Raw genomic sequence first — 26,972 nt, forward strand, 5'->3', positions numbered from 1 at the left:
TGGCTAATGCTGACTGCCCTTTTTTTATTATATATTTTTAAAATATTACAAAATTTAGAAAACGAGTATATAATAAGATACAAAGGGGAGGGGTATTAAATGGACTGTTTTGGATGTAAATTAGCAAATAAAGAAGAAGCTGTTCACATAGTATTCGAAGATGATTATGTTAGTTGTATTTTAGACCACAAACCTTATAATGAGGGACATGTTCTAATCTTGCCGAAAAGACATATACAATACTTTGATGAATTTGACGAACATTCGGCAAAATCGTTAATGAAGGCATCAGGAATGATGTCCAAAGCTATAAATAAGTTGTTTAATCCAGAGGGAATTACGGTATGCCAAAATGGTGGGGCTTTTGATGAACTCACACATTTTCATATGCACATGGTTCCGCTATATAAAGGACAAAACTTTGCGGAATTTTTTACTGAATATGGCGATACTGACATTGAAGCAGAAAATAAATTAGCCGAGACAAAAAGAAAACTCATAGACACAATAAAGGGATTGGATTAAAATCCAATCCCTTTATTGTGAACGGAACAGGGCCAAATTCATATATTTTGAGAAGAAAAAAATTCGTCATCCAAGATAGAGTACATTTTGATATCACGCTGAATTCCCTTGGTATACATGGATTTTCGCATAACTCCTTCAAAGGACATACCGATTTTCTCCATCACGCGTGCGGAACCAATATTTTCTGCCATGCATCTTGCTTGAATGCGGACTAAATCCATGTGAGTAAAGCCGTATTTTATCACTTCGTATGCAGCTTCTGTTACAATGCCCATTCCCCAATAATCCTGAGACAGGCAATATCCAATCTCAGCAACATGATAATTTGGCTGCCACATTACGAAATCAATAGTGCCGATTAGCCTTCCATTTTCTTTATACTCGATGCCCCATGGCGCAATTTTTTTTACCCGATATTGGGCGAGCACAAATTCAATAAATCCACTCGTATCAGCTAGTGACTTATGTGTGTCCCATGTCACGTATTTTGAGACCTCTTCATTTGAAGTGTAGGCATATATATCTTCTTTATCTTCCAATTCGATTTTTCTAAGTAGGAGACGATCTGTTTCGAGCGTAGGTAAGTCACCGAATATTGTTTCCATCTGTATGGATCCACCTCTTATCTTAGTGTCTATCTAACTATTAAATCCACTGTTTACGCATGCTGGCCGATGGAATATTGAGCTCATCACGGTATTTGCTGATCGTTCTTCTGGCAATCTGGATTGCATACTCCGTGTTGAAATACTCAGCAATTTTTTGATCTGAGAAAGGCTTTTTCTTGTTTTCAGTTCCTATAAATTGTTTTAAAAGGGCTTTCACCTTTTCTTGTGAGAATTGATGCCCGTTAGCACTCTCTACCTTCGAGGAGAATAATGACTTTAATTCAAATAGGCCAGCTGGTGTTTGGATATACTTGTTGGATGTCGCACGGCTAACAGTTGATTCATGCATATCGATTTCCCTGGCTACTTCCTTTAATGTTAAAGGAAGTAGCTCTGATAAACCGTTCCTAATAAAGGCCGGCTGTTTTTCTAATAGGACATGCATAATCTTGATAATCGTTTGCCTGCGCTGTTCAATGCTGTTGACAAGCCATTGATAGTTTTTGTACTGCTCTTTTATATACTGTTTTTCTACGCCATTGCTGGTTGGGATATGTAAGTTTTGTTCATTCAATGTAACTGATGGCAAATAGCGATCATTCAAAAAGAATGCAAACCCGCCTCTTTCTTCAATCACAATAATATCTGGCTGTGCAAATTCGGTTCTATCTTGTTTTAATAAACATGGTTTAGGATTGAAAGATAAGATGCAGTTATTTATATAAGCGACTTCCTCTACGGAACAATTCAGCTTTTTGGCCATTTCTTTCCACTTTTTTTCTGCAATTAAGGGCAAGCATGTTTTGATTGCCTCTTTTAATAAATAGTGCTGAGGAAACCGTTCGTTGCACTGAAGGGTTAAGCATTCTTCAATTGTACGAGCGCCAACACCTGCTGGGCCAATTTGCTGTAAAAGGCAAATCCCATGGGAGAGATCTACATCTGTGTAGGGGCAGTTCTGTTCATCTATCTCTAGATAGCCGAAATCATTGAGGTTATGAATAATATATTTTAAAAGGTCTTTCGTTGTCTTTTCTTTATAAGTGACATTAACAATTTGTATTAATTGATCTCTTCCATTTTCCTCACGAGCCTTGATCATCTCCTGAGGCATGCCCGCAGGTTTTATCGCCCACTCAGAAGAAATCCTTTCAATTTGGGGAGAAGGGGGAGAATCATGCAATTCAATCAATGGGTTCTCTAGCTCTTGTTCCCGTATGAATTGTTCCAAATCTGTTGTTGAATATTGTAGCAGTTCAATCGATTGGCGGAGTTGAGACGTCATTAAAAGCTTTAGTTCTTGCTTTTGGTTTAGAAGTAATTCCATAAAAAAGCCCTCCCTATCAGATCTTTTCATAAAATCGTAATGAATTATGCTGCTTCATGTATAAAATATTATACTTTATGTATCCGGCAAATGAAATAGACAGTCAATAGTTTATTAGATGGTCAAACATGATAAGTGTCATATTATCCTTATGACATCTATGTCTATGGGGATGACTCTACCTCGCTTAAAATAGTATCAAGAGATTAAAAAGCTGGGGGTGGAGTTTTTGACAGATCGCGAAAAAACGAAACAATTAAGAAAAGCAGTAATGCCATTTGCGCAATCAGAAATGAAAAAAAGTATTTATCAAATGATTAATACCATTGTGCCGATGTTAATTCTTTGGGTGATCGCCTATTTGATTTTGCCATATACAGTGATGGGTGCAATCCTTCTAAGCATTGTTGCCGCAGGTTTTGTAGTGCGAACGTTCATTATTTTCCATGATTGTACACACGGTTCTTTTTTCAAAAACAAGAAAGCAAATGACTGTGTGGGGTTTGTGACAGGGGTGCTTACATCTTTTCCGTACGAAAAGTGGAAGAGAGAGCACATGATTCACCATGCATCAAGCTCAAACTTGGATAAGCGGGGAATCGGCGATATTTGGGTTATGACAGTTGAGGAATATATTAGCGCTACACCATGGCGCCGTTTCTGCTATAGAGCGTATCGCCAGCCAATTGTGATGTTTGGTTTAGGGCCTCTTTATCTAGTATTGGTATCCAATCGCTTCAACCGTAAAGATGCAAGGAAAAAAGAACGCCTAAACACATACGCGACAAACTTGGGACTTGCTGCATTGCTTGTTGGCCTCGCATTGCTGACAAATATCCCCTCCGTTTTGATTATCCATGGGACGACCATGTTTGTAGCGGGTGCGCTAGGTATTTGGCTCTTTTTCATTCAGCATACCTTCGAGGATTCATATTTTGAAAATGAATCAGAATGGGATTATGTAAAAGCGGCAGTGGAGGGAAGTTCTTATTATGAATTGCCGATTGTTCTGCAATGGGTAACAGGCAATATTGGCTTCCATCATGTTCATCATTTAGCGCCGCGCATACCAAATTATCATTTAGCAGATGCGCACCAGCAAACACCGCCTTTGCAACGGGCTACTACAATCACGCTAAAAACAAGCCTAGAATCACTACGCTATAAATTGTATGATACATCGCAAAAAAGCTTTGTGACGTTTAAAGATGTCAAAAAAAGAGTGCGTACACAAAAATATAAAAGAAAAGTGCCGCACTATTTATAAAGAAAAATTCCACAAAAAGCTGTTCCAGTCAAATGGAATGGCTTTTCAATTATTTGCTAGTATAATGGACATAAAATGCCTTCGGTCAAAGAGGAGGATGCAAAGTGATTAAAATTGTTATAGCAGAAGACCAGGGAATGCTGCTGGGCGCGCTCAAGTCTTTAATTAATATGGAAGCAGATATGGAAGTAGTAGGGGTAGGCTATAATGGCTTAGATGCCCTAACACTAGTAGAAGAGTTTCAACCTGATATTGTCATCATGGATATCGAAATGCCTGAGAAGACAGGGCTCGATGCTGCCGAAGAACTAAAAGATAAAGACTGTAAAGTGATCATCCTGACGACGTTTGCACGGCCAGGATACTTTGAGCGTGCACGAAAAGCAGGTGTGAGAGGTTATTTATTAAAAGATAGCCCAATTGAGGAATTAGTTAATGCAATACGAGTCATTATGGATGGAAGACGGATATTCGCACCAGAACTAATCGATATTGTTTATGAGGAAGAAATCGAAAATCCTTTAACCGATCGCGAAAGTGAAGTATTAGAACTTGTCGCAAAAGGGAAGACAACGAAAGAAATTGCCGCTGAACTTTTTCTCTCCCCGGGTACTGTACGAAATTATATTTCCACAATCCTAGATAAATTAGAAGTCAGCAACAGAATTGAAGCTATTGCCCGTTTTAAAGAAAAAGGGTGGAATAAATAAGATAAAGCGGATTCATATAAATATGAATCCGCTTTATCTATTTTTATATATTACTTGCGGCGTTTTGTTAAACGACCAAGGGCAAACCCTGCAGCAGTCAAGCCGATTAATGTGTTTGTCTTTTTGTTGAACACTTGTTTAACAACTAACTCTAAGTTTTGTGGACGCTCAGCTAAACGGCGCATAAAGTACCCGTACCAATCTTGGCCGAATGGTACGTACGTGCAGAAGTTATAGCCTTCTTTTGCAAGCTCAAGTTGCATATCACGACGGAAGCCATATAGCATTTGGAATTCATACTTTTCCTTTGGAATGTTGTGTGCCGCGATAAATTGTTTCATATGGTTGATTACATTATGGTCATGTGTTGCAATTGATGTGAATTTGCCATTCAATAAATGGTACTCTAACAGCTCAATATAATTGCGGTCGATTTCTTCTTTTGTTTGATAAGCTACTTCGCTTGGCTCTTTATAAGCGCCTTTTACGATGCGAAGGCGATAGTTTTTATATTTCTCGATATCTTCTTTTGCACGGAAAAAGTATGCTTGAATAACAGTTCCGATATTATCGTGCTCGCGTGACAATTCCTCAAGCAAGTCAAATGATGGTTGTAGGCGTGCATAGTTTTCCATATCGAAGTTAACAAAGATATCATAGCGGTCTGCTAATTCGACAATTTCTTTCAAATTTTCATAGCAGAAATCATAATCAATATCTAAACCTAGTTGAGAAGGTTTTAAACTGATATGCGCATCTACCCCTGTTTCGTTAACGGCTTCAATTACAGCTAAGATTTGATTCTTTGCAGCTGTAGCTTCAGCTTTATCGTGAACAAACTCCCCCAAGTTATCGATTGTGCACGAAATGCCATGTGAGTTTAACTCTTTAATGCTTTTAATCATTTCATTGATATTCGTACCAGCTACAACACTCGCAGCTCCCATTTTAAGACCATATTTTTTCGCATTGTTGTTTAAAAACTGGTTTTCAGACAATGCGATGAAAAAATCTTTAAGTGACATATGCTACTTCCCCTTGTTGTGAATATTTTATTTTTTTCAATTATATCATATTTAACGAAAAAGTCATTCTGTTCAAAGTTAAATGAAAAAAATAATTTTAGGAAAGTTTCAATCAATTAGCGCGCTGGTGTCCCGTTGTAACGTTTTTATATTCATTTCTTATTTTCTTTTTAAGCAAAAAAGTTGTTGAAAAGCTAGGAGGGGTTTATGATAAATGTGTTCGGACAGAAGAGTTTTATATAGAATGATTAGGCTCTTTTGTGTCGAATTATGTTGCTTTTTAAGAAAACAAGTTGCAATTGCACAATAATATAAGTAACTTAGTATTGAGGTACAAATTTAATATTATGACAGAAAAACGTTTTCCCTACATGGAATAGGAAAAACGTTTTTTTATTTGCCTAAATTCTATTACTCTTTCTCTTTCAACAACTGCATCCGCTCATTAAATAAGGAGGGGTATGATAGAAAGCCGAGAAGAATGCTCGAAATCGCTGCAGTAGTAAGAAGTATAAAGAGAATTAGAAGCTGAAACTGAACGGCTTGTACAGGGTCTGCGCCAGCAATAATTTGACCGCTCATCATGCCGGGCAATTGGACTAAACCAATCGTCTTTTGGCTTTCGATTGTCGGTATCATGCTTGCTTTTATAGCTCTGGTCAATTGTGTATGAATGGCTTGCCGCGGCGTTCCGCCAAGTGTCAGGATGAGTTCGGTTTGATCACGATGGGCATCGGCTTCAGCCTGAAACCGATTTAAAAAGAGAATCGACAGCACCATCGAGTTGCCGATTGCCATCCCGCTAATTGGTATAATATATTGCGCTGTTGGCGGCACAATGTGAAATCCAAGCAATATAGATTGCACTAATATCTCAATCGCTGTAAGCGTCAAGGCAATCTTCCATGTGATGCCTTTTATTTTGCTGCCTTTTTTTCTGGCATTGCCTGTAGCGACACCAATCATCAATGCAACCATGAATAGGATGTAAACAAGATGGTCTGATTCGAAGATGAATTTCAAGAAATACCCGACAGCAAGCAATTGAATAATGGATCGAACTGTAGCGATTAAAACATCTTTTTCTAACTGAAGATGAAGTGTTTTAGATAGTAGCAGCGGGATTAAGACAAAGACGAGTGTAAGCGAGAGTGTACCGTAACTCATACCAACTCCCCCTTAATAAACCGTTTGGTGATTTCTTCATTTGGATTCTTTAGCAGAGAGCTTTCTCCTGCTTCTATTAGTTTTCCCTCTGCCATTACCCATGCATAATGTCCCATTCTGACGGCCTGTTCTAAATTATGTGTAATCCAAATAATCGTCGTTTGGTCCTTTTCATTCAACCTTTTAATCAATGTTTCTACTTCCTTAATAGAAGAAGGATCAAGCGCAGAGGTAATCTCATCTAATAGAAGAATGCTCGGACGGTTCACTAATGTACGTGCAAGCGATACGCGCTGTCGCTGGCCACCGGATAACTCGCGAATAGACTTCTTCAAGTTTTCGGGTTTTAATCCTACATCATCTAATAATTTAATCGCTTCCTTTTTATCTAATGACCGATTTTGCAGCTGCCTTGGCAAAGCTAAATTTTCAAAAACTGTCCCGTTCAGCATGGGTGCAGATTGAAGCGCCATGCCCGCACGGCGTCGTAGTGAAATCGGATCTATTGAAGCTATAGGCGTTTGATCGATGAAAATTTCACCAGCTGTAGGGGAGATTAATCCGTTGCAAAGCCGAAGCAAAGTCGTTTTTCCTGCCCCTGAAGGTCCTACAAGCGCCGTAATCTTACCTGCTGAAATAGAACCTGTAATATTACGTAAGATATGCTGTTCTCCTGTTTCGTACTCTATATGTTTAAAGTGAATGGCTGAAGGTTCGATTGAATTCATATGTAACTCCTAGTGAATAGTGTTTCTTCTAATGTAACATACTTGGTTTTTTGATAGAATTATTACCAATATCTATTCATTTAGTAAGCAAGGCTTCATTTTCTTGCTCTCTAAAATTACTGAATTTTGAAAGCTACAGGGGGGATTCAAAGTGCATTTATATTGGACACGCTTGGAAGATGAACAATGTTCTTTAGTTTTGGCAGCGACCGATCAAGGGGTGTGTTGTGTCGGGATCACATTGGAAGAAGTACAAGAATGGGGAAGTAAGCATCTAGGTGACGCCGAATTAGTGGAAGCTCCAGAAAAAATGGCCCTCTACAAAAGCCAATTACAAGAATATCTTGCGGGGGAAAGAACAATTTTTGATTTGCCGCTCGATTTAAAGGGTACACCTTTTCAACTGAAGGTTTTCGAAGCATTACAGCAAATTCCATATGGGTCAACGGTCTCCTACGCAGATATAGCAGAAGCTATCGGCAATCCGAAGGCTGTGAGAGCAGTCGGTGGTGCAATTGGCAAAAACCCTGTTCTCATTGCGGTGCCATGCCACAGGGTTATCGGTAAGAACGGAACGTTAACTGGATTTAGCAGTGGAATTCCGTTAAAGAAAACGTTATTGACCATTGAAAAAGTGCCTTTTAAGGAATAGTGCTCCCTTTTTGTGGCAACTACTGCCTTAGGAAGATATATTCAGAGACAATTGGTGTATACTATGTTTTAAGTAAAATGTGGAAGAAGGGACTATGAAAAATGAAATCACATTATCCAGATGATAGCCTAGCGCTGCATACAGATCTATATCAAATTAATATGGCTGAGTCCTATTGGGCAGATGGAATACATAATCGAAAAGCAGTTTTCGAATTATATTTTAGAAAATTGCCGTTTGGCAATGGCTATGCAATCTTTGCAGGTTTAGAAAGAATACTGGACTATTTACGAGAGTTTCGTTTTAGCGAATCAGACCTTAACTATCTTCGTGAGGAACAAGGTTATAGAGAAGACTTTTTAGATTACTTAAAAGACTTGCAGTTTACAGGTGATATTTATTCGATGGAAGAAGGGGAGCTTGTATTCGGCAATGAACCCATTCTCCGGATAGAGGCACCTTTAGTAGAGGCACAGCTTATTGAGACAGCTTTGCTAAATATTGTGAACTACCAAACATTGATTGCAACTAAAGCAAGCCGCATTAAGCAAGTAGTCAAAGAAGATATCGTCATGGAATTCGGCACAAGACGTGCGCAAGAAATGGATGCGGCAATTTGGGGATCACGTGCAGCATTTATCGGTGGGTTTGATTCTACAAGTAATGTTAGAGCTGGAAAGCTATTTAATCTTCCAATTGCTGGAACGCATGCACATTCTTTGGTACAAGCCTATAAAAATGACTATGAAGCATTCCATGCATATGCACGCCGCCATAAAAATTGCGTATTCTTAGTAGATACGTACGATACATTAAAGTCCGGAGTACCAGCAGCCATTAAAGTTGCGAAAGAATTAGGCGACAAGATTAATTTCTTGGGAATCCGTCTCGACAGCGGCGATATCTCCTTTTTATCAAAGGCTGCCCGCAAAATGTTAGACGAAGCAGGTTTCACGGATGCCAGAATTGTGGTATCTAATGATTTAGATGAATATACAATTTTGAATCTCCTTGCGCAAGGCGCTAAGGTCGACACTTGGGGTATAGGCACCAAACTAATCACAGCATATGATCAACCAGCATTAGGAGCAGTATACAAACTCGTTTCGTTGGAAGACGAGCAAGGGAACATGCAGGATCGCATTAAGATTTCCGCTAATGCAGAGAAGGTAACGACTCCTGGATTGAAAAAAGTTTACCGTATTATTGATTTAGAAAACGGAAAAGCGCAAGGAGATTACATCACCATGCATGATGAAAATCCAGAAGCGGAAGAGCGCCTGAAAATGTTCCATCCTGTGCATACCTTTATCTCAAAATTTGTTACGAACTTTGCTGCTAAAAACCTTCATAAGAAAGTAATTGAAGACGGTAAGCAAATCTATGAAACACCTTCAGTACAAGAGATGAAAGAATATGCAAAAGACAATCTCAACTTCTTATGGGATGAATATAAACGCTCATTGAATCCGGAAGAATACCCTGTCGACCTTAGCCAAAAATGTTGGGACAATAAAATGCGCAACATTCAAGAAGTTAGAGATATGGTGCACGAATTACATTTAGGAGGAGATAATAGATGACATTGCAACAGAGAATAATCGAAGAATTGCGTGTGCAGCCTGAGATTAATCCTGAAGAAGAAATTCGTAAGTCCATTGATTTCTTAAAGGAATATGCGAAGAAGAATTCATTCGTCAAAGGTTTCGTGCTTGGCATATCAGGCGGACAGGACTCGACATTAGCGGGCAAACTGGCACAGATGGCTGTGGATGAGCTAAATACGGAAAACGGGGATAATAAGTATTCCTTCTGGGCAGTAAGATTACCATATGGTATCCAAAGAGATGAACAGGACTGCCAGGATGCGCTGACCTTTATTAATCCCACTTTCACCTATACAGTGAATATTCAGCCTGCAGTAGATGCGGGTGTCCAATCGTTAAAAGAAGCGGGCATTAAGTTGACAGACTTCCTAAAAGGAAATGAAAAAGCGCGTGAACGCATGAAAGTGCAATATGCCATTGCTGCTCATCATAGTGCAGTGGTACTTGGTACAGACCATGCGGCTGAAGCCATCACAGGTTTCTATACCAAATTTGGTGATGGAGCAGCAGATCTTATGCCGCTATTCCGCTTAAACAAATGGCAAGGAAAGGCGATGCTTTCAGCGCTTGATTGTCCAAAACACTTATATGAAAAAGTGCCAACAGCTGATTTGGAAGAAGATCGTCCTCTTATTCCGGATGAAGTAGCACTTGGCGTATCGTATGACGAAATTGATGATTACTTGGACGGCAAGGAAATCCCTGAAGCGGCTCGCAAGAAACTAGAGGATTACTATTGCAAGTCCCAACATAAACGCCATATGCCTATTACGATTTTTGATGATTTTTGGAAATAACTTCATACACTACTCAACTAGAAACCGGTTCTTAAAAAGATAGAACCGGTTTTATTTTTGATGGCGCTTCTAAAATTCTTTCGCAGTGGAAAGACTGGGAACTCAATAGGTTTTTTGCCACAGTGTACATTAGCCTATATAATAAGAGAACTACGAATCGATTTTCATGATACATAACGGTAGAGGAGGACAAGTATGGAAGCGCAAGAAAAAATTCAAGCCATCATACGAAATATTGAAAAGGTGATGATTGGCAAAAGACATATAGCAGAGTTAAGTATTGTTGCACTATTAGCGGAAGGCCACATATTGCTCGAAGACGTACCAGGCGTTGGGAAAACCATGATGGTGCGCGCTCTTGCAAAATCCGTTAGCGCTAATTTTAAACGGATTCAATTTACACCTGACTTGTTGCCCTCTGATGTGCTTGGTGTATCAATCTATAATCCCAAAGAGATGGAATTCCGTTTTCACCCAGGTCCTATCATGGGAAATATCGTGCTAGCGGATGAAATAAACCGTACATCTCCTAAAACGCAAGCCGCTTTGCTTGAAGCGATGGAAGAAGCAGCTATTACGGTTGAAGGAAAGACAATTGAACTAACCAAGCCTTTCTTTGTCATGGCCACCCAAAACCCTATTGAATACGAAGGGACGTATCCACTGCCAGAAGCTCAATTGGATCGTTTCCTCTTAAAATTAAATATGGGGTATCCCTCGCATGAGGACGAAATGGAAGTCTTAAGAAGGGCTGAAGGATCGCGTCCTATAGAAACACTGGAGGCTGTTCTTTCATTAGAGGAATTAAAAGAGATTCAAAAAGAGATCAAGACGGTCCATGTAGATGAACTTGTCAAAACCTATATTGTAGACCTTTCCAGAGCCACACGAGAGAATCCGTCTGTATTCCTTGGAGTCAGCCCGAGGGGATCCATTGCTCTGATGAAAGCCTCTCAAGCCTATGCATTCTTAAAGGGCCGACGCTATGTGACGCCTGATGATGTCCAATATTTAGCGCCTTATGTATTTTCTCATCGGATTATTTTGAACTCGGCTGCAAGATATGATGAAATTTCGGCTGAGGATGTGATTGGCCGCATGATCATAAATACTCCAGTTCCAGTTAAAAGGGCATTGTTATGATGAAGCGCCATGCAATAGGGCGAGGTTTGCAAGCATTTATTCGATTATTCTTGATTTTGCTGTTGCTTGCAATCTCTCTTTCCTTCGCTTTAATGCAGGGGGGCTTTGTCAGCTGGTTTATCTTTTTTATGTTTCTGCCCTTTGCCTTGTATTCAACTCTGCTATTTTTCTGGCCATTTCGCTTTTCTGCAGAACGGACAAGTATAAAAAAGCAAGCCGTACAGGGGGAATCATTGATAGTGGAGACGACCATCAAGCGGATGTTCCGTTTTCCGCTACTGTATGTGATAGCTGAGGAAAAGGCCGCTGAAGGCGCACTTCCCATAAAGGATGAAGATACCCGACAAGTAACAATGCTAGGAACAAAGAAAAGTTTTGTATTTGCTTATGAAGCGACTGAACTGAAACGAGGATATTATGAACAAGCAGGCATTGAGCTGACTGTAACAGATTTCTTTGGGTGGATGAAAAGGAAAGTATTTGTGCCGTCACCGTTAACTATTGTGGTGACGCCTAAAATTACTGAGATGAAATATACAAGCCCACCTCTGCAAAATAAAAGTAGTACTGGGAGCTCTAATCTTTCATCGAAACGCGATCACACGGTGGTATCTGGTGTTCGTGACTATCAGCCAGGAGATCGGATGTCATGGATTCATTGGAAGACATTCGCGAAAACACAAACCTTGCAGACCAAAACCTTTGAAAGCCAACAGTCAAAAGAGTGGTGCCTGATCCTGGATGGGACACAGGAAGAGCTATTTGAAGAACAAGTGGAATTCTGTGCATCCATATTAGCTGCTGCTGTCAAAAAGCGCGAAACGTTGTCTTTTTTATTTGCAGGGGCTAAACAAGTATTCATCCAAGGCATCCACACGAATGATCAGTTGAAGCAAGCGTTATATAAAATGGCCCAATTACAACCAGAACCAATAGAGCAGTTTGAAAAAAGCCTGCCGGAGCATCGTTTGCTCGAAAATAATTCAGGCATCTATTTTGTCACGAGCAATCTTTCGAAAGAATGGGCTCAGGTATTGCAAAGAACGTCCAAACAATCAGGACCAGCAGTGTGTTTTTTACTTCGGCCGCTGGAAGATAGTGTGGAGAAAATAGGCGGACTAATAGATCAAAGTATCCGCATTGTACCTCTTACGCCATCACAGTTTCCTAACGCCTTTATGGAGGTGATGAAGCCATGAGCAGAACAATTGCAAAATGGGCTCAAAAAATAGGGCTTTACCTTCTTGTGTTCCTGATGTTATGTGAATGGCTGATACCAGTCGTGAACTTAACCTCTACAGGGCACCTTGGATTGTTTCTACTGTTTATCGTTTTATGCCTAGCGGGCAATGCCTTTAATATCAATATTGTGCTTTCCTTTGTGGTGAAGATTATTTATATTGCCTGGTTTTTGATGTATGTCTATATGGGCACAGCTGTTTTTTCACTAAATAGTTTTACGCGTATTATTAGCGAGTTTACTGGAAGTATAGGAGCTGTCACAAACGGCGACTGGAACGGCATCGCAGATTCATTCCGCAGTATCTTATTCTTTGTTCTGCTATGGATGGCGATTTATCTCATTCACCATTGGATTACTGCCAAGCGTTCCATTTTTTATTTCTTTTTGGTAACCATCATTTTTTTAAGCCTGTTAGATACATTTACGGAGTATGATGCTAAGTATGCCATTATCCGCACTATGATTGAAGGAACCCTATTAATGTCAGGGTTATATCTTTATAGGTTGCTTGAAAGCGAACGAGCTATACCGAAAAAAAGAAGCAGCTTCAAATGGCTGCTGCCATTTGCGTGTATGATTGCAGTTTGTACATTATTCGCCTATGTGGCACCTAAGAAGCAGGCAGTCGTTGCTCCGCCACAGCCGCTCAAGAAACTGCTAGATATGCAGCAAAACCAGACTGGAGAGATTGGCAAGATTGGGTACGTCGAAGATGACGAGAAATTAGGCGGTCCTTTTGAAGAGGATCATAGACCTGTTTTTGTCGCGACGGCTAAAGAAAACCAATATTGGCGCATTGAAACGAAAAATATTTATACAGGTAAAGGCTGGGTAAGAAAAAAAGGGGACATATATGTTCATACTTTTGACTATGGCGAAAAGATACCTATGTCGCTTAAACCCGGCAAACAGAAAAACCGAGAACATGCAGAAATTGAGCTGAAGAAAGACTACAAATTTGTACTTCAGCCATATGGACTGCAAAAAATGGATGAACAAAATATGGGCGATCAATTTTATATCGAGATTGATAGCGAAAAAATCCGTCCGACAATGGATGGCAAAAAAATTGTCCTGCCATCCTATTCAATGACCTACTCCAAGCCAGAATACAGCCTGAAGGCTTTAACAAGAACTAGGACGTCTGACTTGAAGGGATTATCAAAGGATTTCAAGCCTTATTTACAAGTGCCGAAAACCTTGCCTGCCAGAGTAGAGAAACTGGCTAAAACTATTACAAAAGATGAAAAGAGCTTATACGGCAAGGCTAATGCCATTGTTTCCTATTTTCAAAACAACGGCTATAAGTATTCACGCTTAGAAGTAGGAACACCCGAGGGAAAACAAGATTATGTAGATCAATTCCTGTTTGATACGAAATCGGGCTACTGTGACAACTTCTCTACCTCAATGGCGGTCATGCTGAGGACGATTGGCATTCCTTCTAGATGGGTGAAGGGATTCTCAGAGGGCGATGAAGTGCCGATGAGCGATAACAAACATCATTATGTCGTGACTAACAATAATGCCCACTCATGGGTAGAAGCCTATTTTCCAGGTGTAGGGTGGATGTCCTTTGAACCGACAATCGGCTTTGGTGGGTTTGATAATGTGCTAAATGATGTGAAAAGCAAAGAGAAAAAATCAGCCATCAATCCAAAGCAAAAAGAAAATGAACAACAAAAAGTAGAAAAGAAGGAAAAAGAAGAAAAGAAAAAAGAAAAGAAAGTAAAAAAAGAAAAGAAAAAAGAAAAGAAACAAGTAGAAAAGAAATCAGCTATTAATCAAACGAACAACTGGAGCGCTATTTGGTTGGGTATCTTGATTGGTGCCGTTGCCATTCTTCTGCTTTTATTCTTTACCCGCCGCAAGTGGATGCCGAAATGGCTGATCTTTAAGCATCGTACAAAAGGCTACCGCCATTTAGATGCAATGTATGAAGATTTACTAAAGCAACTGAAGCGAGCAGGACACAGAAGAAAAGAAGGACAAACCCTCAAAGACTTTGCTGAGCATGTGGATGCCGCATACAGTACAGACAAAATGGGCATCTTAACAAGAGCAATGGAGGAGCGTCTTTACAACAAAGATGTACCTGGTAAACCGAGCGATGAACTAATCGAATGTTGGAAATATTTAATCAATCGGACATCAGGTTGATTTTGCGTCGTATTGCCTGTAAAATGAAGAAAACTAACAATAAATGAACGACCCTCATATATGTTCGAAGATATGGTTCGAATGTTTCTACCAAACTACCGTAAACAGTTTGACTATGAAGGCAATTTAGACGATGGATGATTTATGCATGCATTCGTTTATTTTGCTTTTGTATAATTTGAAACGCGTATGAAGGAGCTTTCTTTCGTGCGCGTTTTTTTATACAAGGCGATGTTCATTACTAATAAAAAAGAGGTGGAACTGTTGTCAGTTAGTACAATTTTAAAGGATCAAGAAAAAATTATCGTTCTTGATTTTGGAAGCCAATACAATCAACTTATTACCCGTCGAATCCGTGAATTTGGCGTTTACAGTGAATTGCACCCTCATACTGTTACAGCTGAGGAATTAAAAGAAATGAACGCGACTGGGATTATCTTTTCCGGTGGTCCCAATTCTGTATATGATGAAAATGCATTTCGCATTGATAACCAAATTTTTGAAATGGGTGTGCCTATCTTAGGTATTTGCTACGGCATGCAATTGATGACACATTCTTTAGGCGGCAAAGTTGAACCTGCTGATCACCGCGAGTACGGTAAAGCCGAAATCAATATTGTTGAAGACAATGCTCTATTTGCTGAGCTTCCAAAAGACCAAGTTGTATGGATGAGCCACGGCGATTTGGTAACAGCTATTCCAGAAGGTTTTAAAACGATTGCGACAAGCAAATCTTGCCCAATCTCTGCTATGGCCAATGCTGAGCGCAAGTTCTATGCTGTTCAATTCCACCCAGAAGTTCGCCACTCTGTATACGGCAACGATATCCTACGTCACTTTGTATTCGATGTATGTGGTGCAAAAGGTGATTGGTCGATGGATAGCTTCATCGAGATGGAAATTCGCAAAATCCGCGAGCAAGTCGGCGACAAAAAAGTGCTTTGCGCACTATCAGGCGGCGTGGATTCTTCAGTAGTAGCTGTATTAATCCATAAAGCAATCGGCGATCAATTAACATGTATGTTTGTAGACCATAACCTTTTACGTAAAGGCGAAGCAGATAGCGTAATGGAAACATTCGCTGATGGCTTCCACATGAATGTTATCAAAATTGATGCACGCAAACGTTTCATGGACAAGCTTGCAGGCGTAAGTGATCCAGAGAAAAAACGTAAAATTATCGGTAACGAATTCATCTATGTATTTGATGATGAAGCATCAAAATTAGAAGGCATGGACTTCTTGGCACAAGGCACTCTATACACTGACATTATCGAGAGCGGTACAGCAACAGCTCAAACGATTAAATCTCACCACAATGTTGGCGGCCTTCCAGAAGATATGCAATTTGAATTGATTGAACCGCTTAAAACATTATTCAAAGATGAAGTGCGTGCTCTAGGTACTGAATTAGGTCTTCCAAAAGAAATCGTATGGCGCCAACCTTTCCCAGGTCCTGGTCTAGCTATCCGTGTACTTGGCGAAGTAACTGAAGATAAATTAGAAATCGTCCGCGAATCAGACGCAATCTTGCGTGAAGAAGTAGCAAAAGCCGGCCTTGAAGATCAAATCTGGCAATACTTCACTGTGCTGCCTGACATCAAATCTGTCGGCGTCATGGGCGACCAACGCACATACGATTATGCAATCGGTATCCGCGCGGTAACCTCAATCGACGGTATGACTTCTGACTGGGCACGTATCCCATATGATGTACTAGAAAGAGTTTCTGTACGTCTAGTCAACGAGGTTAACCATGTGAACCGCGTACTGTATGATGTAACGAGCAAGCCACCTGCAACTATTGAGTGGGAATAGATTCGTTATTTTTTACGGTCAGTTTGACGGGGAATCAGCGTCATATCAACGTTTGACGGCGTTATGAGTGAATGTTTTCACGCTGGCACCCGCAACAATTGAAATCATAAATATGCTCTCTCTTATTTTCGATATTTCGGAGATAAGGGGGAGTTTTTTTGTGTCCAAAATTATTGAACTAATAGACGACTTCCGTCTCAATCAGCAGATTCAAAGTCGGAAAAAGGCGTATATAGATTTGTGTATTTGGCGTGCATGAAGTAGAAGAAGTGAAAGCGATACACGTTAAGCGTTATATACAGATGCGCCAAGAGACCGGTACCGAGCAGAATATTACAATCAATAATCGCATTGCCACGCTAAAGGTATTTTTTAAATACGTAGTCGAGGAAGAATATATAGACGAAGCTGACAATCCAATGCGCCGTATTAAGAATTTAAAAGAGGATAAAAGGGTTATCATCACGTTTAACGACTATGAGGTATCGAGGATTATTAACGATGTGAAAGAAGAAACGTATTCTAACATTCGCGATAAGCTAATTCTTATCTTTTTATTTGAAACAGGCATCCGTGTCAGTGAGCTTTGCAATATAAAGAATATTGATATAGCTAGAAAGCACATTTTAATACACGGAAAAGGTAGTAAGGAGCGCCTTGTTTATATCAGTAAGACAATGCGTAGATATATGCGCAAGTATGACGAGATGAAAAAGGCACGTTTTAAGCATAAGGATGCAGATGAAATCGAGAACTATTACTTTTTAGATCAGTCAGCAGCTCAACTTTCACGCTCACGCATTAACAAAATACTGAAAGAGCATTGTCGGAATGTTGGCGTTAGAAAAGAGATCCGATGCTCACCGCATGATTGCAGATACTACTACGCACAGAAGCAACTGCGGAATGGTATCGATGTATACAGTCTTAGCTGTCTTTTGGGGCATTTCGATACGCAGAATAAAACAGGATATATCAGAGGGTGTTTACCCATTATAAATCTATAATGGTTAGTTTATAAAACTAAGGATTTTATATTTAATAATATTGAATTTATAAATTAACATAGCACCTTTGTTTGGGATGTAGTTATTTGTATATTCATATGCTTTAATATTTCCTAAAACATAATTATTTATTACTTGAAGATTATGATTGATTTTATATAGAACACGATAATATTCACCACACATAGCTTGAGTATGTTCATCAGGTTCTAATAAATATGCAGAAATTTTGCCGTTTTTATTTCTGTAATATTGTTTAGCTAATCTATGGTTACCATCAATTGGAATTAGTGCATTTAATGGCGCATAAAACACTACAATAATTGGTTCTGATTGATCGTATGTCAAAGTATTATTGATATAATCAAAATCCAAGTGTTCTTTTGAGACATTTCCCCATAAATCATTAACTTTCATGTCGCATACGGGTATTTTATTATTTACTATTATTTCTTTGGCTTTTTCAATATCCCAAGAAATAGAGTAATGATGTATATCGTCTAAAGGGAAACGCCTAGTATAATTTTGGCCTTTAGTAGTTGTCTGTATTTTTTTCTTGCAATAATTCAATACCTTCTGATAGTTAGAGATTTCTTTTTCTAGATTATCGAAATCTACTTTTTTAGTGAAATCTTTTAGATGATTGAATTTTGAATAGGTATTTAAATATTCGAATAGGTTATCTACCATGTTTAAAATCTCCTTATAATTAATTAGTAGTCTATATATATTATTATATCGAGTGATATTAGTTATTTTTAGAGGGGGGATGATACCACTTTTGATACCAATTAAATGAATTTTAAATAATTTAATATAAAATTCACTTGAAATAAACCTAGATGATATAAGTATTTGATATAGATAAATATGTAAAATTTATCGAGTGGGAATAAGCTTTAAACAACCACAATAATTGTATTTAAAATAAGACTCTCTTTTATTCACATTCATAGTGGAAAAGGAGAGTCTTTTTTATGGATCAAGATGGAATGAATTTATGTAAACAGAACTGAAAATTAATGGAGGTTATAAAATAATTATATAAGTTATGATATTATTAAACTGTAATAATTTATTAGAATATTCTAAAAAGAATTGCAGTATCCAGGTACCTTAAAACATAACGACGTATAACTGCTAGTCAGGAGGAATGAGGTTGAAATCAATAGAATTAAGCGAATCAACATTAATGTTTCTATCTACATACAAGCTATTTGAAGAAGATGAAGTTCAGCAAGTTCAGTTACAACATCGATTAGAATTAGTGAAGGAATTTGAGATAAAAAGAGGTATGAGAATACTAGAAATTGGGTGTGGCCAAGGTGATACAACAGTCGCCTTAGCTGACGCAGTGGGAGAAGACGGGAAGGTTGTCGGAATTGATATTGCCAGTCGTGAGTATGGAGCTCCTTTGACATTAGGTCAGGCTACAGACATGATTAAGAAGTCTACATTGGGAGAGCGCATTACGTTTCATTTTGAAATGGATTTTGACGCATTTGGCGCTAACGAAGTATTTGATATAGCAGTGTTATCCCACAGCTCTTGGTACTTCAAAAGGCCGGAGGATTTACTTCGCTATTTTAAGAAATTGCGAAAAATAGCTAAACGTATATGCTTTGCGGAATGGGATCTTAACTTCACTGACATAACCCAGCGTGCCCATTTTTGTGCAGCTTCCATTCTGGCCTTACACTCTAACTTTGTAGACAATGATGGAAATATACAAAACTTGTTTCATAAAGTACAAATACAAGAGATGCTTGAACAGGCAAACTTTCAAATAGAGAAGCAATGTACAGTCAATGCCATGTATTTGCAGGATGGGCAGTGGGAAACAAGTTATGCGAATAGCTTTCGTAAAGAGTTCAGCGTTGCTCCTCAAATGATACAAACAATGGTTAACAGTTACTTTGAACTGATGAATACCCCAAATGACAATGTGCAATCATTAAATAGTTTTGTTATAAGTGCAAGGTGAATAATATTGAGGTATTGAGAGCTAGGAATTCCTTGTGTATAAGGGTTTCTAGCTCACTTTTGTAGTCTCGATTTTTATTCTGATAGTAGTATTTGTAACTGATCATTAAGCTGTTCAGCCGCAAGTAAAGCTACTTTATCTTCCATAATCTCTCCAGGCTTGTTTCCTTCGCCAAGAATATATCCTGCAAAATGTACTCCTACAAAATCAAAAATAAATTGGAACTGTTGAATCATTGGTAAACCCTTTAGATGAGGTTCATCTCCTCCTACTGAAATAACATAGGCGCTTTTTTGGGACATTTGTTTTTTGAAGTCTGGATAGTTTGAGTCTTTCAATGTTTGTGACCATCGATCAATAAAGTTTTTCATTGTTCCTGACATGCTATACCAATAGATTGGCGTAGCGAAAATAAGAATGTTGTGTGGAAGAATGCGCTCAATGATGGAATTGTAATCATCATCGACTTCTTGAAATCCTTCCTCTGCATGTCGTTTATCTACTATTGGTTGAATTACATAATCGTTTAGATAGATTTCTTCTACCATTAATCCTTCTATAACTTTTTTGGTTAAACTCTCGGTATTTCCGTTTGGACGGCTTCCGCCATAAAGAACAACAATGCTCATCATTTGCTTCCTCCATTTGTTAAATTGATTATTTATATTTTATAATGAAAGTATGAATCATAAAAACGGATTATTTTGATTGAATCAATCGAAAAAAACGATTTAGAAAGGCGAGAATATGGAAAACAAACAACTTATTACGTTTATGGTAGCTGCTGAAACATTGAACTTTACTCAAACGGCAAAAATGTTAAACTTTGCGCAATCGAGTGTTACAGCCCAAATAAAATCGTTAGAAGCAGAACTTGGAACCCCTTTATTTGAACGTTTAGGGAAGCGTCTTGTTTTGACAGAAGCTGGACAGAAATTTCTTTTATACGCTGAAAAAATGATCAAACTTAATGAAGAAGCGAAGATGGCGATCGCACAAGATGGAGAACTTTCAGGCACCCTTATAATAGGCGCTCAAGAAAGCCAATGTACATATAGGTTGCCGGGCATATTGAAAGAATTTAAAGATCGATACCCAAGCGTAAAGTTGATGTTTAAGCCTGCACATTCAGATGATTTGGCTAGAGAGCAATTAATGAATGGGATGCTTGATGTAGCTTTCATCATGGATATATCTAAACCGGAAGAGGCTTTAACGATAAAACCCCTAATCCAAGAAGATATAAAATTAGTAGCATCACCTAGCCATCCATTAGCATCTAAATCAGAGATCTACCTTAAAGATATTGAACAGGAAACTCTTCTCTTAACTGAAACAGGCTGTTCTTATCGCACTCTTTTAGAAAATTCCTGTCATTCAGCAAAAGTGTATCCAATCAATAAGTTTGAATTTGGCAGTATTGAGGCGATTAAGCAATGCGTGATTGCTGGAATAGGTATTGCCGCATTGCCAACAATGGTTGTGGAACAAGACATAAAGGTAGGGAGAATAGTGGAATTGAAGTGGGAAAATAATATTCCTCCTATCTTTACGCATATTGCTTGGCATAAGGATAAATGGATGTCCCCTCCGTTGACAGGTTTTATTGAATTAACCCAACAATACTTCCAAAAATTTCAGGGTCAATAAATAGAAAACTGCTAAAGGTTTCGACGCTCTTCTTAAGAGAGATCGTAACCTTTATTTTGTTTTCAGGTGAAAGATGAGTTGCATTTAGCATGGGATAAATTTAATAGAAAAAGTAAATCCCATTGACAATTTAATTTATCCATGATAATTTTACCGATATACCAATCATCCTACAAATTTTAAAGGAGGTATAAAAATGATTCAAAAAACGAACAAAATGAATCTAGTAGAACAGGTTGCGACTCAAATAGAGCAGTTGATTGAATCTGGAAGCTGGGAAGTAGGAAAGAAAATACCTCCTGAAATGGAGCTAATGGAAAAGTTTGATGTCAGCCGCAATACACTTCGAGAAGCTATCCGGGCATTAGTCCATGCAGGATTACTTGAAACGAAACAAGGCAGTGGAACGATTGTGCGTTCTGCCAATTCTCTTGGAGCTGCTCTTAAACGATATGTGAAAAAAACAGCTTTGCTTGAAATTCTTGATGTACGTTTAGCTTTAGAAAAGCAGGCTGCACAGCTAGCCGCCGAGCATAGAACAGAGGCTGATTTAGCGAAGCTTGAAGAATATATTCAACTTTCTCGTCAAGCTGTCAAAAGTAAGGATTGGGCACAATTTATCGAATTAGATATTTGTTTTCATAAAGCGGTTGTATTGGCATCTACCAATCAGCTCCTCATTGATTTATATGAACCGCTGCTAGAAACCATAAATTCTTTTGTGCAGGATTTAATGGCAATGAATGCGACTTTTAAATTTGAAGAAGAGCTTCACATCGATTTATTGTCAGCCATTCGTGGACAGAATAAAGAAGCTGCAGCTACATATGTGGAAAACTATATGGAGTTACTAAGAAAAGAAATTATTAAAATGACAGGAGAATAACAGCATGAATCAGAAAGCCATGTCGTCTACATCAAATAAAAAAACAAAAAATGGCTGGTTATTACTTATTGGCGTGATTTTAGTCGGGTCTAATTTGAGGGTTCCTTTAACTTCAGCAGGCTCGCTCATTCCTTTTATACGTGATGATCTAGGCATCAGCAATACTCTTATAGGAACTATCACAACATTGCCGTTGCTTGCCTTTGCGCTACTTTCTCCATTTGCTCCTAAAATAGCAAATCGGTTTGGTATGGAATTAACGATTACGTTCTCGCTAATCCTGCTTATTATAGGGATTGCAGTACGATCAGTTTCTGGCGTTTTTTATTTATTCGCTGGAACGATTTTAATAGGGATGGCCATTGCAATTGGCAATGTTTTAATCCCGGGGATTGTGAAAATGAATTTCCCGCAGAGAATAGGATTCATGACCGGCATATATGCTATATTCATGAATCTCTTCGGTGCACTAGGTTCAGGAGTCAGTGTACCTATCGCTTCGACCGGTAACTTAGGCTGGCAAGGAGCACTTGGTATATGGGGAGTGTTGACCATCATATCCTTGCTGCTTTGGCTTCCGCAGCTTAGTAAAAGTCAGAAGGGCGAGAAAGTAAAAGTCAATGTGAAAGCGGAGAAGAAAAGTAGTTTGTGGCGTTCGCCACTAGCATGGAAGATAACTATATTTATGGGCGGACAATCACTTATGTTTTATACATTAATTACATGGCTGCCCGATATTCTCCGTGTAATTGGTTTTAACTCAAGCACTGCTGGATGGATCGTATTTATCATGCAGCTTTCCATTATTCCTGTGACGTTTATTGTTCCAATCATAGCGGAAAAATTGAAAAACCAAGTTGGGCTGAGTATCATAACGATTACTTTGTTTATCCTTGGCTTTGCAGGACTTCTACTAGGAATTCGTGTGCTCATTCCTGTATGTGCCATCATGCTTGGCGTTGCTGGGGGAAGTGCCTTCAGTCTAGCTATGATGTTCTTTACATTGCGGACAAGGAATGGGAAAGAAGCGGCGGAATTATCAGGGATGGCACAGTCCTTCGGGTATCTGTTAGCGGCTGTTGGACCAGTTCTTGTCGGTACACTTCATGACTTGACTGGTGGATGGACAATCCCACTCATCCTCCTCATCTTCATCTCATTCGTTCTACTCATAATGGGAATTGGTGCTGGAAAAGTAGGATATGTTACAAATGAAGCAGAGTAACTTTGCTAAAGACTAAATAATAAACAAAAGCCTAGAAACCCATATACTTGGGATTCTAGGCTTTTTCTATTCTTATAAAAAGTTATTCCATTGAAGCAACTTCTTCTCCTAATAGAGCAAGTAGTTCGTCTAGCGTCTGTACTTCATAGGTGCTTTCAATACCGTTATGAGGTGCTTTTGTTGGATTCATCCATACAGAATCGATGCCTGAGTTTGTGGCGCCTTTAATATCAGAAGTGAGACTGTCACCAATCATTAAGGTATTTTCCTTTGTCATAGCTGGGTACTTCTTGAAAATTGCTTCGAAAAATTGGGTATTTGGTTTTTCAAATCCTACTTCTTCTGAAATGAATAAATCATCAAAGAAGTCGATAATCTTGGCGTCAGTCAAACGTTGTCTTTGTGTGATGCCGATGCCGTTTGTCCCAGCGACAATGGTGTAGCCGTGATTTTTTAAAGCAGTTAAGAGGGCGAGAGCGCCATCAAGCATTTTGTGTCCTAGGTTTAAGAGCGAACGATATTCCTTTTCTGCCAATTGGCCATCTACTTTTTTTTCATAGAGTTCAAAGAAAGCGGCGAATCGTTGATTAAGTAGGTCAGCTTTGCTTAAACTGCCTTTTTCTATTTCAGCCCACAACTTCTTGTTCATCGCTTTATAGGCGCTAACACTTTCTTCGTTAAAAGGTACTTCATATTTTTTGAACAGCGATTCTAACGCTTTGATTTCGGTATCCTGAAAATCTAATAATGTATCATCTAAATCAAAAATTAAAAAATCATATTTTTTCATGGGAAACACCTCTTTAGTTTTTAATCGTTACACCGAGCATAGCCGCAATGGCTGGGGCTTGGTCAAAACGGATAGAGAGGCCTTTTGCTAAACTAGGGGTCAGCTTAATGTCCACGAAGTCAGAGGAGGATAGATCCACTCCCTTTAATTTGCTCTCTGAAAAATCCGCTAGCTGGAGATTGCATAACTCAAAACTGGTTTGCTGGAATTTACAATTGTGAAAGAAAGCTTCTTCTAGCTGGCTTTCTCGGAAGCAAACCTGATTCATTTTACCTTCAGAGAGGATAGCGTAATTCATCAAGCAATTCAGCCAGCTTACATCTTTACATGTGCTTCCTATAAATTGCGTTCCGAGCAGTTTGCAGGTTTGGAATTCACAGCGATAGAATATTGACTTGTTGAAATTAAAATTAGACAAATCACATTTTTGGAAGATTACATCTAGGAATTCCGTTTGTTTATATTCGGCTGTGCTGAAACGGCAATTCTCAAATTTTACTTCTTGGATTTGTTTCCTGCCAAATTGACAATCAATCTCACAATCAATCAGAAGCGTGTTGTCTTCTATTTCTTCAAATAATACATACTCACTTTGGATGGTTTGTGTGTAATGTGCAGAAGGTTTTTTCATTTTTGGTTAGCCTCCTCAATGCTTTCTCCTAATGATGTCATATATGAAAGCTAAAAGTAAATGGTTTAACTTGATATGCGAACCGTTTTTCTATAAAAGTGAATTAGTTACGAACTATTATTCTATGTATATATAAATTGTTCGTAAATTTCTATTGAAACTCTAGCTATTGCATGCTATATTATCGAAGTAAATTAAATAAAGTCGTCGTATAATGTCGGGAATATGGCCCGAAAGTTTCTACCGAGTTACCGTAAATGACTTGACTACGCATATATATAAAAGGGGAACCTTTTATTTCATTAGTTATGGATACTAGTGAAATTTGCAGACAGTCAGCTCATCGGGAGTTGACTGTTTTTTCTTTTCTGGCGTATAAGGCGGCATATGGAGGATTAACATGAAGAAATATTTTCAATTTGAGGAGCTTGGCACTAACTATCGTCGAGAGATAATTGGCGGTATTACAACATTCTTAGCAATGGCCTATATATTAGCATTAAATCCACTCATCCTGACACTAGCAGATGTAAAAGATTTGCCAGATGCCATGCGCATGGACTATGGTTCTGTATTTGTAGCTACAGCCTTGGCTGCAGCAGTGGGTTCGTTCATTATGGGATTTGTTGCAAGGTATCCAATCGGCTTAGCACCAGGGATGGGGCTTAATGCGTTCTTTGCATACACTGTCATCTTGACTTACCATATCCCTTGGCAAACTGGCCTGACGGGAGTATTTTTCTCAGGTGTTATCTTTATCATTCTTTCATTAACAGGCATCCGTGAAACGATTATCAATGCTATTCCTGTTCAGTTGAAATATGCCGTATCAGCAGGTATTGGTTTCTTCGTAACATTTGTAGGTTTAAAAAACGCTGGAATCGTCGTAGCGAGCAAAAGTACTTTTATTACATTAGGCGATTTTACAGACGGTAATGTACTACTAGCGATTATCGGGATTGTTATCACGGTAATCTTAGTAGCACGTAAAGCGAAAGCAGGTATATTCTATGGAATGGTCATCACCGCTATAATCGGTATGATATTTGGATTAGTGGAAGTTCCGAAAGCGATTGTTTCAGCTATTCCTAGCGTTGCACCAACATTTGGTGTTGCATTAGATCCGGTTATCCATGATCCAAGTTCTTTATTCAATGTGAAATTTCTAGTTGTTGTACTGACATTCTTATTTGTAGATTTCTTTGACACAGCAGGCACATTAATGGCCGTAGCCAATCAAGCAGGCTTAGTTAAAGATGACAAATTACCGCGCGCGGGGAGAGCCCTTATGGCAGACGCCTTAGGCACGACAGTTGGTTCCATCTTTGGGACTTCTACTACAACGGCATATGTTGAATCTACTGCAGGCGTGGCAGCAGGCGCAAAATCTGGTTTCACAGCAGTAGTAGTAGGGATTATGTTCTTACTAGCTCTATTCTTCTCTCCATTATTGAGTGTTGTGACTACCGCAGTGACAACACCTGCATTGGTTATCGTCGGCGTCATGATGGCTTCCTCGCTTCGTTTAATTAAGTGGGATGAATTTGAGATCGCGGTACCAGCATTCTTGACGATGTTCATGATGCCAATGGGATATAGTATTGCTTCAGGTATTGCGGTAGGTTTCATTTTCTACCCTATAACAATGCTTTTAGCAGGAAGAAGAAAAGAAGTTCACCCATTGATGTATGTTTTATTCTTTGTCTTCTTGGCCTACTTTATTTGGGTACGTTAATAGAAGGAGCAGCTCCGATGCACTTGCATCAGGAGCTGTTTTTTTATTTAATAGAAAACTGACATTTAAAAGTGAGGTAGAAATATAGAGGTTATAGAAGGAATAATCGCAACATATATACGAAATTTAAAAGATAGAAGAAAAATTTGTGTAAAACTGTTGACTTTAGTTGAATAAGGGCGTATATTAGATTTCATGTTGTTGCGACAAAGCATGACAAAATATCTCAACTAAATTATTTTTAAAAAGTTGTTGACTTTTAAATAAAGAAGTTGTAAGATAGA

24 protein-coding genes, 1 pseudogene and 2 riboswitches are annotated in these 26,972 nt (G+C 38.7%); of the genes and pseudogenes, 16 read left to right on the top strand and 9 right to left on the bottom strand.

Annotation, left to right across the window (positions count from 1 at the left end; all coding sequences use genetic code 11):
* Positions 1 to 99 precede the first annotated feature (99 nt).
* Positions 100 to 525 carry an HIT family protein gene (locus RST01_RS14545; protein ID WP_147197905.1) on the top strand — a complete coding sequence of 142 codons (426 nt, stop codon included), beginning with the start codon at positions 100 to 102 and terminating at the stop codon, positions 523 to 525.
* A gap of 38 nt (positions 526 to 563) precedes the next feature.
* Here the strand turns inward: RST01_RS14545 and RST01_RS14550 are convergent, their stop codons facing one another.
* Together RST01_RS14550 and rpoN are read right to left on the bottom strand one after the other, a co-directional pair.
* Positions 564 to 1,139 (bottom strand): GNAT family N-acetyltransferase, encoded by a 576-nt coding sequence (locus RST01_RS14550; protein ID WP_147197907.1) that lies wholly within the window; start codon positions 1,137 to 1,139, stop codon positions 564 to 566.
* A 34-nt stretch (positions 1,140 to 1,173) separates the two neighbouring features.
* Positions 1,174 to 2,463: an RNA polymerase factor sigma-54 gene (gene rpoN / locus RST01_RS14555; protein WP_147197908.1), complete on the bottom strand. Its 1,290-nt coding sequence runs from the start codon at positions 2,461 to 2,463 to the stop codon at positions 1,174 to 1,176.
* Between the two features lie 271 nt (positions 2,464 to 2,734).
* On the opposite strand from rpoN, the gene desA reads away from it, so the two are divergent.
* Together desA and RST01_RS14565 are read left to right on the top strand one after the other, a co-directional pair.
* Positions 2,735 to 3,730 (top strand): Delta(5) desaturase DesA, encoded by a 996-nt coding sequence (desA, locus tag RST01_RS14560; RefSeq protein ID WP_147197943.1) that lies wholly within the window; start codon positions 2,735 to 2,737, stop codon positions 3,728 to 3,730.
* Between the two features lie 104 nt (positions 3,731 to 3,834).
* On the top strand, positions 3,835 to 4,440 hold the full coding sequence (locus RST01_RS14565; RefSeq protein ID WP_066790141.1) for a response regulator transcription factor: 606 nt from the start codon (positions 3,835 to 3,837) through the stop codon (positions 4,438 to 4,440).
* Positions 4,441 to 4,490: 50 nt separating this feature from the next.
* On the opposite strand, the gene RST01_RS14570 is transcribed toward RST01_RS14565, so the two are convergent.
* From RST01_RS14570 to RST01_RS14580, 3 genes and pseudogenes are all read right to left on the bottom strand, one after another.
* The gene (locus tag RST01_RS14570) at positions 4,491 to 5,465 is read right to left on the bottom strand and encodes a proline dehydrogenase family protein (RefSeq protein ID WP_147197911.1); all 975 of its coding nucleotides are present in this window, start codon (positions 5,463 to 5,465) and stop codon (positions 4,491 to 4,493) included.
* A 411-nt stretch (positions 5,466 to 5,876) separates the two neighbouring features.
* Positions 5,877 to 6,632: an ABC transporter permease gene (locus tag RST01_RS14575; RefSeq protein WP_147197912.1), complete on the bottom strand. Its 756-nt coding sequence runs from the start codon at positions 6,630 to 6,632 to the stop codon at positions 5,877 to 5,879.
* Positions 6,629 to 7,261: pseudogene (locus tag RST01_RS14580) on the bottom strand (ABC transporter ATP-binding protein); the annotation flags it as partial. The gene RST01_RS14575 and the pseudogene RST01_RS14580, both read right to left, overlap by 4 nt.
* A gap of 250 nt (positions 7,262 to 7,511) precedes the next feature.
* On the opposite strand from RST01_RS14580, the gene RST01_RS14585 reads away from it, so the two are divergent.
* From RST01_RS14585 to RST01_RS14620, 8 genes are all read left to right on the top strand, one after another.
* Positions 7,512 to 8,012, top strand: a complete 501-nt coding sequence (locus RST01_RS14585) for a methylated-DNA--[protein]-cysteine S-methyltransferase (protein WP_147197916.1) — start codon at positions 7,512 to 7,514, stop codon at positions 8,010 to 8,012.
* A gap of 101 nt (positions 8,013 to 8,113) precedes the next feature.
* Positions 8,114 to 9,595: a nicotinate phosphoribosyltransferase gene (locus RST01_RS14590; protein ID WP_066790129.1), complete on the top strand. Its 1,482-nt coding sequence runs from the start codon at positions 8,114 to 8,116 to the stop codon at positions 9,593 to 9,595.
* Positions 9,592 to 10,416 (top strand): NAD(+) synthase, encoded by an 825-nt coding sequence (gene nadE / locus RST01_RS14595; RefSeq protein ID WP_147197917.1) that lies wholly within the window; start codon positions 9,592 to 9,594, stop codon positions 10,414 to 10,416. Before RST01_RS14590 ends, nadE begins: the two co-directional genes overlap by 4 nt.
* Before the next feature lie 195 nt (positions 10,417 to 10,611).
* Complete coding sequence (locus RST01_RS14600) at positions 10,612 to 11,559, top strand: AAA family ATPase (RefSeq protein WP_147197918.1); 948 nt, start codon at positions 10,612 to 10,614, stop codon at positions 11,557 to 11,559.
* Positions 11,556 to 12,758: a DUF58 domain-containing protein gene (locus RST01_RS14605; protein WP_147197919.1), complete on the top strand. Its 1,203-nt coding sequence runs from the start codon at positions 11,556 to 11,558 to the stop codon at positions 12,756 to 12,758. Before RST01_RS14600 ends, RST01_RS14605 begins: the two co-directional genes overlap by 4 nt.
* Positions 12,755 to 14,962 (top strand): transglutaminase-like domain-containing protein, encoded by a 2,208-nt coding sequence (locus tag RST01_RS14610; RefSeq protein WP_147197920.1) that lies wholly within the window; start codon positions 12,755 to 12,757, stop codon positions 14,960 to 14,962. The genes RST01_RS14605 and RST01_RS14610 overlap by 4 nt, the downstream gene beginning before the upstream one ends.
* A 34-nt stretch (positions 14,963 to 14,996) precedes the next feature.
* A riboswitch (purine riboswitch) is annotated at positions 14,997 to 15,098 on the top strand.
* A 95-nt stretch (positions 15,099 to 15,193) separates the two neighbouring features.
* Positions 15,194 to 16,780, top strand: a complete 1,587-nt coding sequence (gene guaA, locus RST01_RS14615; RefSeq protein WP_184117617.1) for a glutamine-hydrolyzing GMP synthase — start codon at positions 15,194 to 15,196, stop codon at positions 16,778 to 16,780.
* A gap of 251 nt (positions 16,781 to 17,031) precedes the next feature.
* Positions 17,032 to 17,787 carry a tyrosine-type recombinase/integrase gene (locus RST01_RS14620; RefSeq protein WP_244946734.1) on the top strand — a complete coding sequence of 252 codons (756 nt, stop codon included), beginning with the start codon at positions 17,032 to 17,034 and terminating at the stop codon, positions 17,785 to 17,787.
* 3 nt (positions 17,788 to 17,790) lie between these two features.
* Here RST01_RS14620 and RST01_RS14625 read toward each other — a convergent pair whose 3' ends face one another.
* The gene (locus RST01_RS14625) at positions 17,791 to 18,477 is read right to left on the bottom strand and encodes a hypothetical protein (RefSeq protein ID WP_147197921.1); all 687 of its coding nucleotides are present in this window, start codon (positions 18,475 to 18,477) and stop codon (positions 17,791 to 17,793) included.
* Between the two features lie 463 nt (positions 18,478 to 18,940).
* On the opposite strand from RST01_RS14625, the gene RST01_RS14630 reads away from it, so the two are divergent.
* Positions 18,941 to 19,771, top strand: a complete 831-nt coding sequence (locus tag RST01_RS14630) for a class I SAM-dependent methyltransferase (RefSeq protein WP_147197923.1) — start codon at positions 18,941 to 18,943, stop codon at positions 19,769 to 19,771.
* 74 nt (positions 19,772 to 19,845) lie between these two features.
* Here the strand turns inward: RST01_RS14630 and RST01_RS14635 are convergent, their stop codons facing one another.
* Positions 19,846 to 20,400, bottom strand: a complete 555-nt coding sequence (locus RST01_RS14635) for a flavodoxin family protein (protein ID WP_147197947.1) — start codon at positions 20,398 to 20,400, stop codon at positions 19,846 to 19,848.
* A gap of 118 nt (positions 20,401 to 20,518) precedes the next feature.
* Here RST01_RS14635 and RST01_RS14640 point away from each other — a divergent pair, with 118 nt between their 5' ends.
* The 3 genes from RST01_RS14640 (at position 20,519) to RST01_RS14650 (ending at position 23,532) form a co-directional block, all read left to right on the top strand.
* A complete protein-coding gene (locus RST01_RS14640) occupies positions 20,519 to 21,421 on the top strand; it encodes a LysR family transcriptional regulator (protein WP_147197925.1) in 903 nt (300 codons plus the stop codon).
* A 196-nt stretch (positions 21,422 to 21,617) separates the two neighbouring features.
* Entirely contained in the window at positions 21,618 to 22,307 is a 690-nt protein-coding gene (locus RST01_RS14645; protein ID WP_147197927.1) for a FadR/GntR family transcriptional regulator, read from the top strand.
* 4 nt (positions 22,308 to 22,311) lie between these two features.
* Entirely contained in the window at positions 22,312 to 23,532 is a 1,221-nt protein-coding gene (locus tag RST01_RS14650; RefSeq protein WP_147197929.1) for a CynX/NimT family MFS transporter, read from the top strand.
* A gap of 82 nt (positions 23,533 to 23,614) precedes the next feature.
* On the opposite strand, the gene RST01_RS14655 is transcribed toward RST01_RS14650, so the two are convergent.
* Positions 23,615 to 24,322, bottom strand: a complete 708-nt coding sequence (locus tag RST01_RS14655) for a YjjG family noncanonical pyrimidine nucleotidase (RefSeq protein WP_147197930.1) — start codon at positions 24,320 to 24,322, stop codon at positions 23,615 to 23,617.
* Positions 24,323 to 24,335: 13 nt separating this feature from the next.
* Positions 24,336 to 24,953: a pentapeptide repeat-containing protein gene (locus tag RST01_RS14660; RefSeq protein WP_066790092.1), complete on the bottom strand. Its 618-nt coding sequence runs from the start codon at positions 24,951 to 24,953 to the stop codon at positions 24,336 to 24,338.
* Positions 24,954 to 25,140: 187 nt separating this feature from the next.
* Positions 25,141 to 25,242, top strand: a riboswitch (purine riboswitch).
* 111 nt (positions 25,243 to 25,353) lie between these two features.
* Here RST01_RS14660 and RST01_RS14665 point away from each other — a divergent pair.
* Positions 25,354 to 26,688, top strand: a complete 1,335-nt coding sequence (locus tag RST01_RS14665) for an NCS2 family permease (protein WP_066790091.1) — start codon at positions 25,354 to 25,356, stop codon at positions 26,686 to 26,688.
* The last annotated feature ends 284 nt before the right edge of the window (positions 26,689 to 26,972 follow it).

Source organism: Rummeliibacillus stabekisii, from assembly GCF_007988965.1.
Lineage (GTDB): Bacteria > Bacillota > Bacilli > Bacillales_A > Planococcaceae > Rummeliibacillus > Rummeliibacillus stabekisii.